Genomic DNA, 17,017 nt, shown 5'->3' with positions numbered 1-17,017 from the left:
GCAGCGCACCCAACGTGCTTTGCTCCGCCATCGGCTGAAAGAAAACAAGAAAAGAATGTCAGGCGACAGGCTTCGGCGATGCCTCCGGAGCGGGTTTCGTTCGGGCCGGGATAACGCCCGACTTCAGAAAAACAGGGGAACGTGATGACGACAATAATCTCGAAGTTTCGCCGGGCCGCGCTGGTGGCCGGCATTGCGCTCAGCGCCATATCGGTGAGCCTCCACGCCGAAGCTGGCAGCTTGAAACTGGGCATGACGACCTGGGTGGGGTACGGACCGCTCTTCCTTGCCCGTGACATGGGCTACTTCAAGGAAGGTGGGCTCGATGTCTCGCTTGAAATCATCGAGGAAGCATCGCTGTATATGGCGGCTGTTGCCGCCGGCGAGCTCGACGGCAGCGCCTCGACCGTCGACGAGATCATGAAGTATCGTTCGAAGGATGTTTGCTTCAAGTCGGTCTATGCGCTGGATGACAGCCATGGCGGCGATGGCGTGCTCGCGCCCAGCGGGGTCAAGAGCATCGCCGACCTCAAAGGCATGGACGTAGCGCTGAACGAGGGTTCAGTGTCGCAGTTCTGGTTCAATATCCTGCTCAAGCAGGCCGGTCTCACCCAGGCCGATGTGAAGATCACCAACATGACGGCAGACGATGCCGCCGCCGCCTTCATGGCCGACCGCATTCCCGTTGCCGTCACCTGGGAACCGCATCTGACGCTGGCCAAGAAGGGAAACAAGGGACAGGTGCTGATCGACTCCTCCAAGACACCCGGCTTGATCGTAGATGTGGTGGCGCTCAACTGCGACTACATCACGAAGAGCCCCGGAGATGTCGAGGCGCTGGTGAAGGGCCTCTACAAGGCCAACGAGTTCATCAAGGAGAATCCTGAGAAGGCGTATGAGGTGATGGCCAAAGGCGTCGGCGGCTGGCTGAAGGATCCGAAGGACTTCGCTTCCTCGGCCGCTGGCGTGAACTTCTACGGTAAGCAGCGCAATGCCGAATTCTTCGCCGGTGGCGAGACTGGCGAAGCCGGCAAGCTGATCAAGCTGGGCGGCGATATCTGGGGCGGCTTCGGCAAGCTCAAAATGGACATCAAGTATGACGACCTCGTCGATACGTCCTTCCTTGGGAAGTAGCTTGGCCTTGGAAAGTAGCTTGGCCTTGGAAGTGGCTTGGCCTTGGAAAGTAGCTTGGCCTTGGAAGTAGCTTGGCCTGCGAAGTAATTTGACCTTGCAAAGTGATTTGGCTGAACCGGAGGCGGACCTCGCGCCTCCGGTCCAAGCGGCCCAAAAGGGTATCCCGTGACACTAGCACCGAACACGAGCTCTCTGGTCAGCAATGGCGTGACCGCGAGAGTTGAAGAAGGTCAGGCCGGTCGATCCGCCCTGAAAGTCATCGCCACACCGTTTCGGGCTGTGCCGCGCTCTCTCTCCATTACGCTCGGCTTCATGGTCTGGATCGCCGTCATCGGCGGCTGGTTCGCGCTGACCTATTCCGGAGCGGTCAAGGAAATGTTCCTGCCTCGCCCAGAATCCGTGTTGTCCACCACCATCAGCATGGCGCTTGACGGGTCGTTGTGGGAGCATGTTTTCGCCAGCGTCCAGGTGGTGTTGATCGGCTTCGTCCTTTCGAGCATCGTTGCGGTGCCGCTTGGATTGACGATGGGCACCTATCGCATCGTCCAGGCCGTTCTCGAACCGTTGGTCAATTTCATACGCTATCTGCCGGTGACGTCCTTCGTGCCGCTTTTCATCCTGTGGATCGGCATCGGCATCGAGCAGCGCGTTGCCGTCATCGTCTTCGGCGTCTTCTTCCAGCAGCTCGTCATGATCGCCGACAGCGCTCGCAGCGTCCAGCGCGACCTTGTCAACGCAGCCTATACGCTCGGCACGAAACGAGGCGACACGGTCTTCCACATCGTCTTTCCGGCCACGCTTCCGAGCGTGCTGGATGTGCTGCGCGTCACCATGGGCTGGGCCTGGACCTATCTCGTTGTGGCCGAACTCGTCGCCGCCCGCAGCGGACTTGGCTACATCTCGCTCAAAGCCATGCGCGGCTTTCAGGTCGACGTGATCTTCATGGCCATCGCCATGATCGGCATCCTTGGTCTTTGCACCGACCAATTGTTCCGGGGCATCCGCCGCCTCGTCGCTCCCTGGGCCAATTGAGGAATACGCACACATGGACGCCCTGAATCTTACGACGAAACCAAAGAGTTCCGACATAGGCATCGACAATGTGGTCCTGCGCTACGGCAAGGGTGACAATGCGGTGCTGGCGCTGGATGGCATTTCCTTTCACGTCGTGCCCAACGAATTCTGTGTGATCGTCGGCCCATCCGGCTGCGGCAAGTCGAGCCTGCTTTATCTCGTCGCCGGTCTTGAGGAGCGCACCGGCGGCATGATCGTAGTCGGCGGCAAGCCTGTTACCGAGCCGGGCCCGGATCGCGGCATGGTGTTTCAGGCATATACGCTGTTTCCCTGGCTTACGGTGGCGCAGAACGTCGAATATGGCCCGAAGCGGAAGGGCATTGCGCCGGCCGAGCGCAGGGTCATTGTCGAGCATTTTCTCCACGAGGTCGGTCTGGCAAAGTTCGCCAACCATTACCCGTCTCAGCTGTCGGGCGGCATGAAGCAGCGCGTTGCGATTGCGCGAGCGCTCGCCAATGATCCGGACGTGCTGCTGATGGATGAGCCTTTTGGAGCGCTCGACAGCCAAACCCGTCACAGCATGCAGAAGCTTTTGCTGAGGATCTGGGATCATTCCAAGAAGACGGTCCTATTCGTTACCCATGACATCGACGAAGCGATCCTGCTGGCGGACAGGGTGCTCGTCATGTCCGGCCGGCCCGGTCAGATCAAGAAGGAAATCCGCGTAGGCCTCCCGCGTCCACGCAGCATGGATCTGGTCATGGAGCCGAACTTCATCGCCATGAAGCGGGAGATCCTCGAGCTCCTGAAGAATGACGAAGACGACGAGCACTAATGCATGTCGCTCAAAAGTGACCTCGGTTTTGGGCAGACGACATGCATGAAACAGACATCGGCAGTCTTCGGTGTGGATGACGAAACGGGCAAGGCATGAGCATCGAGGCGGCGGAATTTGACTATATCGTCATTGGCGCGGGTTCGGCCGGCTGTGTCTTGGCAAACAGGCTGAGCGCAGACCCGGCAGTTCGTGTCTGCCTGATCGAGGCGGGCGGCAGCGACGACCGCACCAGGGTGCGCGTGCCGGCCGGCATTCTCTCGCTCTACGGCAATCCGAACTTCGACTACGGCTACAAGGGCGTGCCGCAGCCGCTGCTCAACAACCGCCGCATAGCGGTCAACCGGGGCAAGGTTCTTGGCGGGTCGAGTTCGATCAACTCGATGGTCTATATTCGTGGCGCCGCGCAAGACCACGATGAATGGGCAGCGCTTGGCTGCGCCGGGTGGTCCTATGCCGATGTCCTGCCGGTCTTCAAGAAATTGGAGCGGAACTGCCTGTTGCAGAGCCCCGCCTATCACGGATTCGACGGCGAATTGCTGGTCGACAATCCGCGCGATCCCAACGTGGTATCCAGCCTGTGGGTTGAGGCGGGCAGAGGCGTAGGCCTGCCCGAGAACCGCGACTTCAATGCCGGTGGCCAACTCGGCCTCGGCATCTACAACGTGACCCAGAACAGAGGCGAGCGCTTCTCGGCCTACAGCGCCTTTGTCCGGCCGGTTCTCGGCCGCTCGAATCTGCGGATATTGTCAGGCGTCGAGGTTCTTGATCTGGCGATTGAACGCGAGCGCGTCACCGGCGTCAACGTGATCAGGGAAGGCGCAACCCAACGGTTGGGGTGCCGAGCGGAGGTCGTCCTCAGCGCGGGTGCGATCGGATCGCCGCGCATTCTGCTTGCTTCCGGCGTCGGCCCGGCCGGGGAGCTGAAAGCAGCGGGGATTGAACCGGTCGCGAACCTGCCAGGCGTCGGTAAGAACTTGCGCGACCATGTCGATGGCATGATCACGGTGCGATCGAACAGCCGCAAGACGCTCGGCCTTTCACTTGCCAATCTTCCGGCGATGCTGGCGGCGCCGTTCCAGTATTTCGCCCGGCGCAAAGGCATGCTGACGACCAACTATGTCGAAGCCGGCGGCTTTGCCAGGACGAAGTATGCCGGGAGCATACCCGACATTCAGTTCCACTTCGTGCCGGGCTATCGCAGCCATCGCGGTCGGCTCGTCGAATATGGCCACGGCTATGCCGTGCACACCTGTGTGTTGAGACCCGGGAGCGTCGGCGAAATCACACTTCAACGCGACGGCACCCGCCGCAATATGCTCATAGACCATCGCTTCTTCAGTGACGAACAGGATGCCCTGACCCTCGTCGAGGGCATAAAGGTCGCGCGTTCGATCCTGGCTTCGCCGGTTTTCGGCGGCATCCGCGGACCGGAAATCCTGCCTGGGCCCGACGTGAACACCGATGACGAGATTCTCGCCTATCTGCGTGCCGAGGCTCTTACCGTCTATCATCCGGTTGGCACGGCCAGGATGGGCAACGACGCCATGGCGGTGGTTGATCCCGCCGGTCTCAAGGTGCACGGCTTCGACAATCTGCGCGTCGCTGATGCCTCCGTCATGCCGACATTGATCGGTGGCAACACCAATGCGCCATCCATGATGATTGGCGAAAAGGCGGCTATGGCAATACTGGCGTAACCGTCTGCGCGCGGCCAATTCAGCATTTAGGAACAAGCTAACCACTGCCACATGAAATCGTAATTTTCGCTGCCCGGTCCCTCCAGTAAACCAACGATCAGACCTCCGCCGCATGCGCAGAAACTCTCGGGGGGAGCCAGAAAGGGCCGCTGAATGCCAGTCGAAACAGTAGACACGCTTGTTGTTGGCGGCGGCCAGGCGGGGCTGGCGATGAGCGAGCATCTGAGCAAGTGCGGCGTGCCCCATCTCGTGCTGGAGCGGGACCGCATCGCCGAACGCTGGCGCAGCGAAAGATGGGACTCGCTGGTTGCCAATGGTCCCGCCTGGCATGACCGTTTTCCCGGCATGGAATTTCCCAATGCCGGTCCGGATGCCTTTATCGGCAAGGAGAAGGTCGCCGACTATTTTGTCGCTTACGCCGACATGATCGCTGCCCCCATTCGTTGCGGCGTGGAGGTCAGGAAAGTGGAAAGGCTTGTCGGCCGTCCCGGCTTCCGGATCGAAACCTCGGATGGCGTGATCGAAGCCAGGAGCGTGGTTGCCGCCACCGGCGCTTTCCAGCATCCGGTCATCCCGGCCGTCGTTCCCGGGGACGCCGGACCTATGCAGATACATTCCAGCGCCTATCGCAATCCCGGCCAACTGCCCGCAGGCGCGGTGCTGGTGGTCGGCTCCGGGTCTTCGGGGGTGCAGATCGCCGACGAACTCCAGCGTGCGGGACGGCGGGTTTATCTCTCGGTCGGGCCGCACGATCGGCCGCCGCGGGCCTATCGCGAACGTGACTTCTGCTGGTGGCTGGGGGTTTTGGGCAAGTGGGACGCGCAGGCGCCTGCGCCCGGCACCGAACATGTCACCATCGCGGTCAGCGGCGCGCGTGGCGGCCAGACGATCGACTTCCGGCGCCTTGCCGCGCAAGGGATGACGCTGGTTGGCCGGACCGAATCCTACAGGCACGGTGTGATGACCTTCGCACCCGATCTGGCCAAGAATATCGCGCGCGGCGATGCGAATTACATGTCGGTTCTGGACGAGGCAGATGCCTATGTCGCCCGCAACGGCCTCGACCTTCCCCCAGAGCCCGAGGCCCGCAAGATCGGCCCGGACCCGCGATGCATGACCGATCCCATTCTCGAGCTGAACCTGTCGGAAGCCGGGATAGGTTCGATCATCTGGGCGACGGGATTCACCGTCGACTACAACTGGCTGAAGGTCGATGTGTTCGACGAAAGGGGCAAGCCGAAGCACCAGCGCGGTGTGTCGACCGAGCCCGGCATCTATTTCCTCGGACTGCCTTGGCAATCGCGCAGGGGGTCGAGCTTCATCTGGGGCGTCTGGCACGACGCGCAGCATGTGGCCGACCATATTTCCACGCAGCGCAAATACCTGGCCTACCATGCGTCCGCGAAGCGCGAGACCAAGGTGGCATAGACACGGCACCTCAAACGAGATGCCCCGACCTCGAGCCTGATCCGACGGAGACCAAGATGGCGCATACAAGAATTCGAAAGTTCAACACCAAGGACACTTATCCCGAGCAGAAGCTCGACAATGATCTGTGCCAGGCGGTCGTTACGCGGGGCGGCAGGACCGTCTATCTGCGCGGCCAGTGTCCGCAGGACCTCGACACGGCCAAGAACATCGACAGCCATGATCCAGTCGAGCAGACGCACAAGGTCATGCAGAACATCCGCCAGCTGATCGAGGAGTGCGGCGGCACCATGGAGCACCTGGTCAAGGTGGTGGTCTACATCACCGATGTGCGCCATCGTGAGGCGGTCTACCGCACCATGGGCGAGTATATCAGAGGCGTGCATCCCGTCTCGACCGGCCTTGTCGTGCAGGCCCTGGCGCGGCCGGACTGGCTGGTCGAGATCGACGGCACCGCCGTCATTCCGGACTGATTGCGATGACCTTTTCCATTGTCGCGCGGTGCGGCCGCACCGGCATGTTCGGGGTCGCGGTGTCCTCCTCGTCGCCTGCTGTTGCGGCGCGCTGCGCCTATGCGCAGGCGGGCGCCGGGGCCATTGCCAGCCAGAACGTCACCGATCCTACGCTTGGACTGCGCGGTCTCGAATTGCTGGCGCGCGGCGCGTCCGCGGCGGAGGCGATTGCCATATTGAAGCGCACCGGTGCTTATCCCGAATACCGGCAGGTGCTGGCTGTCGATGCCGCTGGAGCGACCGCGATCCATTCGGGTCCCAAAGCTCTTGGCATCTGGGCGGAGGCGCGAGCTGACAATGTCGCCTGCGGCGGCAACATGCTGGCCCATGATGGCGTGCCGCAAGCGATGGTCGAGGCCTTCCTGGCGTCGGAGGGGCATCTCGGCGACCGCCTCATCGCGACTATGCGCGCGGCGCTGACAGCCGGCGGCGAGGCTGGCCCTGTCCATTCCGCCGGCATGAAGCTGGTGCGTGAGGTGGCGTGGCCGGTCGCCGACCTGCGCTGCGACTGGACCGACGATTGTCCTATCGAGCAACTGGCGGCGCTGTGGCAACTCTACAAGCCACAGCTCGATGCCTATGTGACCCGCGCGATCAACCCATCCGATGCGCCGAGCTACGGCGTGCCGGGCGACGAATAGTCAAGACAGGGGTCACCTGCGATGAGTGAACTCAGCCACAAGGACTGGATCGGCAAGGCGTCCGCGATCCGTTTTCGTGACAAGGCGTTCATCGACGGCAAGACGGTCGCTGCGCGTTCGGGCCGGACCTTTGCCAGCGTCAATCCGGCAACCGGCGAGGTGCTGGCCGAAGTGGCGTCCTGCGGCGAGGAAGACATCGATCTGGCGGTTGCCGCCGCTAGGCGTAGCTTCAACGCCGGCGTCTGGTCGCGCACCAGCCCGGCGCACCGCAAGGAGGTGTTGCTGCGGCTGGCGCAGCTGCTGCGCGACAACCTGCATGAACTGGCCCTGCTTGAATCGCTGGACATGGGCAAACTGGTCAGGGATGCGGCCTCGGTCGACGTCCCCGGTTCGGCGGCGATCTTCCAATGGTATGGCGAGGCCATCGACAAGATCTATGGCGAGGTGGCGCCGACCGGCGAAGGCGATCTGGTGCTGGTGCGGCGCGAGCCGCTTGGCGTGGTCGGCGCGGTGGTGCCGTGGAACTTCCCGCTCGACATGGCAACCTGGAAATGCGCACCGGCGCTGGCGGCGGGCAATTCGGTGGTGCTGAAACCCGCCGAACAGTCACCTCTGTCGGCCCTGCTCCTGGCGGAGCTGGCGATGGAGGCGGGCCTGCCTGCCGGCGTGCTCAATGTTGTGCCCGGCCTTGGCGAAACCGCCGGCCAGGCGCTTGGCCGCCATATGGATGTGGATTGCCTCGCCTTCACCGGTTCGACCGCGGTGGGCAAGATGTTCCTGCAGTACTCCGGGCAGTCGAACATGAAGCAGGTCTGGCTGGAGACCGGCGGCAAGAGCCCCAACCTCGTCTTTGCCGACTGCGGGGATCTCGATGTGGTGGCCGATATGGCGGCCTTCGGCATCTTCTTCAACCAGGGCGAGGTCTGTTCCGCCAATTCACGCCTGCTCGTCCAGCGCGGCATCAAGGATGCCTTGGTGGAGAAACTGGTGCAGCGTGCGGCGGCCACGCAGCCCGGCGATCCGCTCGATCCGATTTCGAAAATGGGCGCGATGGTCGATAGTCGCCACGCCGCCAATGTCATGCGCTTCGTCGAGGCCGGTAAAAAGACCGCGCGCCTGGTCGCGGGCGGCGACATGGTCACGGTCAATGGGCGCGGCAGCTTTGTCCAGCCCACCATTTTCGACGATGTCACGCCTGCCGATCCGATTGCCCGCGACGAGATCTTCGGGCCGGTGCTTTCGGTCATTGCCTTCGATGACGAGGCCGACGCGATCCGCATCGCTAATGACAGCCCCTACGGGCTCGCCGCATCGCTGTGGACCGACAGCCTGTCTCGCGCGCACCGCATCGCCGGGCGGCTGCAGGCCGGCACGGTTTCCGTCAACAAGGTCGACGCTCTGAGCCCGATGACGCCGTTCGGTGGTTTCAAGCAATCCGGCTTCGGCCGCGACCTGTCGCTGCATGCGCTCGACAAGTACACCGCGCTCAAAACGGCATGGATCAAATATTGATGGGCGCCTAGAGCGCATCGCGATCGAACGGATTCAAGTGATGCGCTTTAGGCCTTTGCTCCATGCATGTCGTTTGCGCAAAACCGGGGCCACTTTTGCGCGACATGCATTAGGCTTGATCGAAGCCCTCAAACCGGCAACATAGCCAGCCATGCCGCTACGCTTCACGCTCAGACAGCTGGAATATTTCGTTGCCGTGGGCGAAGCCGGCTCCATCGCCAAGGCGGCCGAGCAGGTCAATGTGTCGCCGCCATCGATTTCGGCCTCGATCGCGCAGTTGGAAACCGAGTTCGGCGTCCAGCTTTTTGTCCGCAAGCATTCGCACGGCCTCTCGCTCACCGCCGGTGGCCGCATCTTCCTCAAGGAAGCCGCCCGGCTGCTCAATGATGCCGATGCCTTGCATGACGTCGCCGGCGATTTTGCCGAGAAGGTGCGCGGCCCGCTGGCGGTGGGATGCCTGCTGACCTTTGCGCAGATCGTGCTGCCGGCGCTGCGCATGCGGTTCGAGCGCGCTTATCCCGATGTGCGCGTGCGCCAGTTCGAGCGCAATCAGGGGCAATTGCTTGAGATGCTGCAGCGCGGTGAAATCGACCTCGCCCTGACCTACGATCTCGAACTGTCGCAGGACATGACCTTCGAGCCGCTGATGCTGGTGCCGGCCTATGTCATGCTGCCGGCGGGCCATCGTTTCGCGACCAAGGCGTCGATCACGACGGAGGAACTGGCCGACGAGCCGATGGTGCTGCTCGACCTGCCGTACAGCCGCGAATATTTCCTGTCGGCATTCCACCAGCGAGGGATCCGGCCCAATATTGCCGAGCGCACCGGCGACATTGCGGTCATGCGCTCCATGGTGGCCAACGGCTTCGGCTACGGCATCGCCAACATGCGGCCGCTCAACACGCTGGCGCCGGACGGCAAGCCGCTCGTCTTCGTGCCGTTGGACGGTGACCTGCGGCCGCTGACCATGGGCGTCGCCTTGCCCAATTCCGAACATCGTACGCAATCCGCCCAGGCGTTCATCGACCACTGCCGGCATTTTGTCGTCGAGCAAGGTGTGTTCGGCGCCGAGCGGGCCGTCGGCCAGGCAGCGCTTCCGCAGAAGTAGCGCCCGGTTACGCCAGTTGCTGGTCGGCAAGCCGCTTAAGCAATTTTTCCAGCATGTCGTCGCAGCGGCGCATCTGCTCGACGCTGACGAATTCGTCCGGCTTGTGCCCTTGCGCCATCGACCCCGGTCCGCACACGACCGTCGGCGTGCCGAGATCGCGGCTGAACAGGCCGCCTTCCGTGCCGAAGGCCATCTTGATGGTATTGTTGGCGCCGGTCAGCGATTTGACGAAGGCGACGGCTTGCGAACTGGCTGGCGTGTCCAGGCCGGGATAGGTGTTGGTGATGTCGATGTCGATTGCTGCCTCGGGCGCGATAGTCGAGGCTTCGGAAGCAATATGAGCAGCCTCCTTGCGCAGGCGGTCGAGAATCTCGTGCGGGTCGTCGGCCGCGACATTGCGGATCTCGAAGTCGACCTGGCAAAGGTTCGGCACGATGTTCAGCGCCACGCCTGCGTTGATCTTGCCGACATGGACGGTCGTGTATGAGATGTCGTAGTCGCCGTCGCGGGCGCCATCGCGCATCAGCCGGTCCTGTTCGCGGCGCAAGGCGGCGACGAAGTCGCAGCCGAGATGGATGGCGTTGAGCGCCAGCGGGGCCAGCGCCGAATGGCCTTCGCGCCCCTTGCAAAGCGCGCGTGCGGCAAGCTTGCCCTTGTGCCCCGTCGCCACCTGCATATCGGTCGGCTCGCCGACAATGCATAGCAGCGGCCGATGCGGGGCCGCTTGCAGCATGTCGATCAGGCTGCGCACACCGATGCAGCCGATCTCCTCGTCGTAGGAGAGTGCCAAATGCAGCGGCGTCTTCAGCGTCATTTTCGCGGCCTTGAGGCACGCGGCGAGCGCGCAGGCCACAAAACCCTTCATGTCGGCCGCGCCGCGTCCGTAAAGCTTGCCGTCACGGTTCGTCATCTCGAAGGGCGGCAGCGTCCAGGCCTGGCCGTCGACGGGAACGACGTCGGTGTGACCGGACAGCATGATGCCGGAAGCATCAGTCGGTCCGATGGTGGCAAAGAGGTTGGCCTTGTGGCCGTCCTCGCTGTGGATGACCCGGCTGGCAATGCCGTGCGCGTCCAGCAGGTCCGCCACGTAGCCGACGAGGGCGAGGTTCGAGTCGCGGCTCACCGTCGGGAATGCGAGCAGCTTTTCAAGGATCTGGATGCTGTCCATGCGTCTTGTGTCTCATTGGCCGTCGGTACTTCTAGCATCGCGTGGCCGGGGCCTTGAAGTCGCATTTGGCTCAGTCGGGATTCAGCGGATGCTAATCCGGATGTGTGCGATTAGGCGCGGCCTAACCGGCACAGAAGAAATCTGTTGTTTTCCGGCGCTTGCCGCAACTTATGAATGGTCTCACGGCATCAACCCACTGGGCTGGCCGGCTTGCGTCACGCCTCGAAACCATGATCGGGCGTGCTGCAGGGCGACGCTGGCAGGAAGGCACGTTCCATGCGCGATCCGCGCTATGATATTTTGTTCGAGCCCGTGAAGATCGGTCCGGTGACCGCCAAGAACCGCTTCTATCAGGTGCCGCATTGCAATGGCGGCGGCTATCGCGACCCTTCGGCCGCGGCCGAGATGCGCCGCATCAAGTCGGAAGGCGGCTGGGGCGTCATCTTCACCGAGCAAACCGAGATGCACCACACATCGGAGATCACGCCCTTCATCGAGCTCAGGCTGTGGGACGATGCCGATATTCCGGCGCTGGCGAAGATGGCCAAGGCAATGCACCAGCATGGCGCGCTGGCCGGCATCCAGCTGGCCTACTCAGGCATCAACGGGCCGAACCTCTACACCAAGGAAGTGCCGCGCGGGCCGTCGGCCCTGCCGATCCGCACCTTCACCAACGATCCGGTGCAGGCGCGCGCCATGGACAAGCAGGATATTCGCGACCTGCGCCGCTGGCATCGCAATGCCTTCAAACGGGCGAGGCTCGCGGGCTTCGATTTGGTGTGCCTCTACGGCGCGCATGGCTTCGGCATCATCCAGCACTTCCTGTCCACGGCCACCAACCAGCGCAGCGACGAATATGGCGGCTCGCTGGAGAACCGCTCCCGGCTGATGCGTGAGCTGATCGAAGAGGGCAGGGACGCTATCGGCGACACGTGCGGCCTGACGCTGCGGCTGTCGCTGGACGAGATGATCGGTGAGCTCGGCTTTGCCAATTCCGAAGTGCGCGACATGATCGAGATGCATGCCGATCTGCCCGACCTTTGGGACCTGGCGCATGGCGCCTGGGAGGACTGCTCCGGGCCGTCGCGGTTCAAGGAGGAGGGCGCGCAGGAGAGCCTGGTGTCCGGCATCAAGAAACTGACCTCGAAGCCGGTCGTCGGCGTCGGTCGCTTCACCTCGCCGGATGTGATGGTGAAGATGATCAAGTCCGGCACGCTGGATTTCATCGGCTGCGCGCGCCCATCGATTGCCGATCCCTTCCTGCCGAAGAAGGTGGAGGAGGGGCGCATCGAGGACATTCGCGAATGCATCGGCTGCAACATCTGCATCACCGGCGACATGACCATGTCGATCTCGCGCTGCACGCAGAACCCAACCTTCATGGAGGAATGGCGCAAGGGCTGGCATCCCGAACGCATGCAGGCCAAGGGCGATAGCGACAGCGTGCTGATCGTCGGCGCCGGCCCGGCCGGGCTGGAGGCGGCGCGGGCGCTCGGCCTGCGCGGCTATCAGGTGGCCATCGCCGAAGCCGGCACCGAACTCGGCGGCCGCGTGGCGCGCGAATGCCGCTTGCCTGGTCTCTCGGCATGGGGACGCGTGCGCGACTACCGCCAGTACCAGATCAGCCAGATGTCCAATGTCGACGTCTATTTCGAAAGCCGATTGTCGGCGCAGGAGATACTGGACTTCGGCTTTCAGAACATTGCGCTTGCCACCGGCTCGACATGGCGCCGAGACGGCGTGGCGCGCGCGCATGTCGTGTCGATGCCGATCGACCCGGCCATGCCGGTCTACACGCCGGACGATCTGATGGCCGGCACTGTGCCGACCGGCAGTGTCGTGCTGTTCGACGACGACCACTACTACATGGGTGGCGTTCTGGCCGAGCTGATGGCGCGCCAGGGCGCGAAGGTGACGCTGGTGACGCCGTCGGCCTATGTATCCGACTGGACCCGCAACACGCTGGAGCAGGGCGCCGTCCATCGCCGGCTGGCCGAACTCGGCGTCGAGATCGTGCTGAACCGGACTGTGACGCGCATCGTGCCGGGCGGTGTTGCCACGGCGTGCGCCTATACGGGCAGCCAATTTGACATCGCCGCGGACGCCGTGGTGCTGGTCACGTCACGCCACCAGGACGATAGTGTCTGGCAGGAATTGAAGGCGCGGCGGGACGAATGGGCCGACAGCGGAATCCGCTCGATCAAAATCATCGGCGACGCCGAGGCGCCGGGTCCGATCGCCTGGGCAACCTATGCCGGCCACCGCTTCGCGCGCGAGCTGGATGAAGCCGACATCGGCGACGCACTGCCCTTCCGCCGCGAGGTCACGGCGTTGGCCGCGGAATAGGGCGCCTGCGGTGCGGTCAGCGAATATCGGATTGTTCAACCATACCGCATTGCACAATTGCTTCGCTTGGTCACAATGCAGGCATGGTTCGAACCGCACTCGCCGTCCTGGTGATCGATGAAAACCGCATCCGCGCCGCGATCATCGAGGCGGGGTTGCGCGAGGCCGGCCATGAGCGGGTCACTGTCATCCATGATGTGACCGGCATTGCGCGGCGGATCGCCGAGATCGAGCCCGATGTCATCGTCATCGATCTCGAGAATCCGAACCGCGACATGCTGGAAAACATGTTCCAGCTGTCGCGCGCGGTGAAGCGGCCAATCGCCATGTTCGTTGACCGGTCGGACCAGGCCTCGATCGAGGCGGCGGTCGATGCCGGCGTTTCGGCCTATGTCGTCGACGGTCTGCGGCAAGAGCGCGTCAAGCCGATCCTCGACATGGCGGTCAGCCGCTTCAACGCCTTTTCGCGCATGGCACGCGAACTGGAAGAGGTTCGCGGCGAGCTCGAGAGCCGCAAGGTGATCGACCGTGCCAAGGGCATCCTGATGAAATCGCGCGGCCTCTCCGAAGAGGCGGCCTACACGCTGCTGCGCAAGACGGCGATGAACCAGAACCGCAAGATCGGCGACATCGCCCAAAGCCTGGTGACTGCCGCGGGGCTGCTGGGACCGGCGGAGGACGAATGAGCATGACTGCCGAGCACCAGATCACCGCCGGCTTCATGCCGCTTTTCGACAGCGCCGTGCTGGTCGCGGCCGGCGAGCTTGGCTTCGCCGCGCAAGAAGGCATCGATCTGAAGCTGCACCGCGAGACATCCTGGGCCAACATCCGCGACCGCATCGCCATCGGCCACTTCCATCTCGCGCATATGCTGGGACCGATGCCGCTCGCCTGCAATCTCGGGCTGACGCCGCTGGCCTCGGAAACCATCGTGCCGTTCTCGCTCGGCCTCGGCGGCAATTGCGTCACCATCTCCAATGCCGTTTGGGCCGGTATGGCGGCACACGGCGCCGAGGCCGACCTAGACCCGGCGCGCGCCGGTGCCGCACTTGGCGCGCTCATTCGCGAGCGCGCTGCGGCCGGTGGCGATCCGCTGCGCTTTGCCGTGGTGCATCCGCATTCCGGGCACAATTACGAATTGCGCTATTGGCTCGCCGCCTGCGGCATCGATCCGAGCCAAGAGATTGAGATCGTCATCGTACCGCCGCCCTTCATGGCCGATGCGCTGGCCGCCGGCCGTATCGACGGCTACTGCGTCGGCGAACCCTGGAACAGCGCTGCGGTGGCCGCCGGCACCGGCCACATCGTCACCGTCAAGGCGCGGATATGGCGCAACAGCCCGGAGAAGGTGATCGGCGTGCGCAAGGCTTGGGCAGACGAAAACCCCGAGGCCTTGGCGGCGCTGCTGCGCGCGCTGCATCACTCGGCGCGCTGGTGCCAGGATCCGGCCAACCATGGCGAACTGGCCGGGGTGATGGCGCAGGCCGGCTTCCTCGGCCTGCCGCCGACCGTGCAGATGCCGATCCTGACCGGCCATCTCCAACTGGGCGGCGGTGCGGAGCGGACCATCGACGACTTCTTCCTCCCCTTCGACAAGGCGGCGAACTTTCCGTGGAAGAGCCATGCGCTGTGGTTCTACACGCAGATGGTGCGCTGGGGGCACGTGGCGCACACGCCTGAAAATCTCGCCATCGCCCGCGATTGCTACCGTCCCGACCTCTACCGTTCGGCGCTGAAGCCGCTCGGCGTCGCGCTTCCCGGCGCCAATTCGAAAGTCGAGGGTGCGCTCCAAATTGCCACCGCGGTCGGCGCGACAGGCGCCGGCCTTGTGCTCGGTCCGGACGGTTTCTTCGACGGTCAGATCTTCGATCCTGACGAGATCGATGCGTACATTACCGGCCAGAAATCTGCCGAGATTTAGGCCTGATCATTTCCGCGCCATCCTTGTGCATTGCACAAAAATTGTGCGCGCGATTGCCCTAATGAACAATCTTTGGCCTTCCGGCCATAGGGTTCAGTGCGCCGGCGATCAGCGCAGGCTGCTGATTTCATTGGCCTTTTTCACCTCTCTCAAAACTGGCACGGTTCCTGCTTTGAAATAGACAGGCCCTTCGCGGGTCACGGAACAGGCGTCCAATGGCGGGCGCCACAGGCAAAGCTGCCGCTCAGGTTCATGCGCGCTCCCGGTCACCCGGACGCGAAGACCTGGCTGGCGGCTTTTTTGTTTTGATCAACACGCAATCGACGACGCGGATCTCAAGCCGCGCCCAACCGGAGACGACGATGACGAAACGGATCAGGACTGGAACGACCCTCAAAGACATGACGCGCCGCGATTTTCTGGTCAGCAGCGCGATGACGGCCGGCCTGTTCGTGGCGGCCCGCAAGCTCTTCCCTTCCGGCGCCTATGCCGCGACCGCCACTCCGGAGGTCACCGGCGCCAAGCTCGGCTTCATTGCCCTCACCGATGCGGCACCGCTGATGATCGCCAAGGAGAAGGGGCTGTTCGCCAAGTTCGGCATGCCTGACGTCGAGGTGCTCAAGCAGGCCTCCTGGGGTGCGACACGCGACAATCTGATGCTGGGCGGCGCGGCCAACGGCATCGACGGCGCCCATATCCTGACGCCGCTGCCTTACCTCATGCACACCGGCAAGGTGACGCAGAACAACCAGCCGATGCCGATGGCGATCGTGGCGCGGCTCAACTACGACTGCCAGGGCATTTCGGTCGCCCAGGAATATGCCGGCACCGGCGTCGGCCTCGACGCCTCGAAGCTGAAAGACGCGTTCGTCGCCAAGAAGGCGGCCGGCAAGGAAATCAAGGCCGCCATGACCTTCCCGGGCGGTACGCATGATCTGTGGCTGCGCTATTGGCTGGCCGCCGGCGGCATCGATCCCGACAAGGACGTCTCGACCATCGTCGTGCCGCCGCCGCAGATGGTGGCCAACATGAAGGTCGGCAATATGGACGTGTTCTGCGTCGGCGAGCCGTGGAACGAGCAACTCGTCCATCAGGGCGTGGGCTTCACCGCCGCCACGACAGGCGAATTGTGGAAGGGCCATCCCGAAAAGGCGCTCGGCCTGCGCGCCGAATTCATCGAGAAATATCCGAACGCCACCAAGGCGATCCTGATGGCCGTCATGGAAGCGCAGCAATGGTGCGAGGCCACCGAGAACAAGGACGAGATGGCCGCTATCATCGGCAAGCGGCAATGGATGAACGTGCCCGTCGCCGACATCATCGGCCGCCTCAAGGGCGACATCAACTATGGCAATGGCCGCGTCGCCAACGGCACCGATCTCTCCATGAAGTTCTGGAAGGGCGGCGTCTCCTATCCGTTCAAGAGCCATGATGCGTGGTTCCTTGCCGAGAACATCCGCTGGGGCAAGTTCGCGCCGACCACCGACATCAACGCGCTGGTCGACCAGGTCAACCGCGAGGATCTGTGGCGCGAGACGGCCAAGGATCTCGGCGTCGCGGCAGCCGACGTTCCGGCGTCGTCGTCGCGCGGCGTCGAGACCTTCTTCGACGGCAAGATTTTCGATCCGGCCAACCCGTCCGCCTATCTCGACAGCCTGAAGATCAAGGCATCGGCGTAGCCTGATCGCAAGCGGTGCA

The 17,017-nt window shown here is 63.2% G+C and carries 14 protein-coding genes; 13 read left to right on the top strand and 1 reads right to left on the bottom strand.

The annotated features are described in order from the left end of the window. The first annotated feature begins 144 nt into the window (after positions 1-144). From A4R29_RS20310 to A4R29_RS20270, 9 genes are all read left to right on the top strand, one after another. Positions 145-1,134 (top strand): ABC transporter substrate-binding protein, encoded by a 990-nt coding sequence (locus A4R29_RS20310; protein WP_063172716.1) that lies wholly within the window; start codon positions 145-147, stop codon positions 1,132-1,134. A gap of 165 nt (positions 1,135-1,299) precedes the next feature. Then, complete coding sequence (locus tag A4R29_RS20305) at positions 1,300-2,166, top strand: ABC transporter permease (protein ID WP_063172715.1); 867 nt, start codon at positions 1,300-1,302, stop codon at positions 2,164-2,166. A gap of 13 nt (positions 2,167-2,179) precedes the next feature. Continuing rightward, positions 2,180-2,983, top strand: coding sequence for an ABC transporter ATP-binding protein (locus A4R29_RS20300; RefSeq protein ID WP_013530446.1), 804 nt, complete (start codon positions 2,180-2,182; stop codon positions 2,981-2,983). A 95-nt stretch (positions 2,984-3,078) separates the two neighbouring features. Further along, positions 3,079-4,683: a GMC family oxidoreductase gene (locus A4R29_RS20295; protein ID WP_063172714.1), complete on the top strand. Its 1,605-nt coding sequence runs from the start codon at positions 3,079-3,081 to the stop codon at positions 4,681-4,683. Between the two features lie 153 nt (positions 4,684-4,836). After that, positions 4,837-6,111: a flavin-containing monooxygenase gene (locus tag A4R29_RS20290; RefSeq protein ID WP_024503972.1), complete on the top strand. Its 1,275-nt coding sequence runs from the start codon at positions 4,837-4,839 to the stop codon at positions 6,109-6,111. 56 nt (positions 6,112-6,167) lie between these two features. Further along, positions 6,168-6,584: a RidA family protein gene (locus tag A4R29_RS20285; protein ID WP_013530449.1), complete on the top strand. Its 417-nt coding sequence runs from the start codon at positions 6,168-6,170 to the stop codon at positions 6,582-6,584. A gap of 5 nt (positions 6,585-6,589) precedes the next feature. Continuing rightward, positions 6,590-7,264, top strand: a complete 675-nt coding sequence (locus A4R29_RS20280; protein ID WP_013530450.1) for a DUF1028 domain-containing protein — start codon at positions 6,590-6,592, stop codon at positions 7,262-7,264. Between the two features lie 21 nt (positions 7,265-7,285). Then, positions 7,286-8,776: an aldehyde dehydrogenase gene (locus A4R29_RS20275; RefSeq protein WP_063172713.1), complete on the top strand. Its 1,491-nt coding sequence runs from the start codon at positions 7,286-7,288 to the stop codon at positions 8,774-8,776. Positions 8,777-8,927: 151 nt separating this feature from the next. Continuing rightward, positions 8,928-9,884, top strand: a complete 957-nt coding sequence (locus A4R29_RS20270) for a LysR family transcriptional regulator (protein WP_013530452.1) — start codon at positions 8,928-8,930, stop codon at positions 9,882-9,884. A gap of 7 nt (positions 9,885-9,891) precedes the next feature. On the opposite strand, the gene argE is transcribed toward A4R29_RS20270, so the two are convergent. Continuing rightward, a complete protein-coding gene (gene argE / locus A4R29_RS20265) occupies positions 9,892-11,052 on the bottom strand; it encodes an acetylornithine deacetylase (protein ID WP_063172712.1) in 1,161 nt (386 codons plus the stop codon). 276 nt (positions 11,053-11,328) lie between these two features. Here argE and A4R29_RS20260 point away from each other — a divergent pair, with 276 nt between their 5' ends. The 4 genes from A4R29_RS20260 to A4R29_RS20245 all read left to right on the top strand — a co-directional run bounded on the left by A4R29_RS20260 (position 11,329) and on the right by A4R29_RS20245 (position 16,998). After that, on the top strand, positions 11,329-13,398 hold the full coding sequence (locus tag A4R29_RS20260; protein ID WP_063173759.1) for an oxidoreductase: 2,070 nt from the start codon (positions 11,329-11,331) through the stop codon (positions 13,396-13,398). Positions 13,399-13,481: 83 nt separating this feature from the next. After that, entirely contained in the window at positions 13,482-14,084 is a 603-nt protein-coding gene (locus tag A4R29_RS20255) for an ANTAR domain-containing response regulator (protein ID WP_013530455.1), read from the top strand. A gap of 2 nt (positions 14,085-14,086) precedes the next feature. Next, on the top strand, positions 14,087-15,319 hold the full coding sequence (locus A4R29_RS20250) for a CmpA/NrtA family ABC transporter substrate-binding protein (protein ID WP_027160926.1): 1,233 nt from the start codon (positions 14,087-14,089) through the stop codon (positions 15,317-15,319). 362 nt (positions 15,320-15,681) lie between these two features. Continuing rightward, a complete protein-coding gene (locus A4R29_RS20245; RefSeq protein ID WP_063173758.1) occupies positions 15,682-16,998 on the top strand; it encodes a CmpA/NrtA family ABC transporter substrate-binding protein in 1,317 nt (438 codons plus the stop codon). Positions 16,999-17,017 lie beyond the last annotated feature (19 nt).

The organism is Mesorhizobium ciceri biovar biserrulae (genome assembly GCF_001618845.1).
In the GTDB taxonomy this organism is placed as follows: Bacteria; Pseudomonadota; Alphaproteobacteria; order Rhizobiales; family Rhizobiaceae; genus Mesorhizobium; species Mesorhizobium ciceri.
This window is presented reverse-complemented; position numbering and strand designations above follow the sequence as displayed.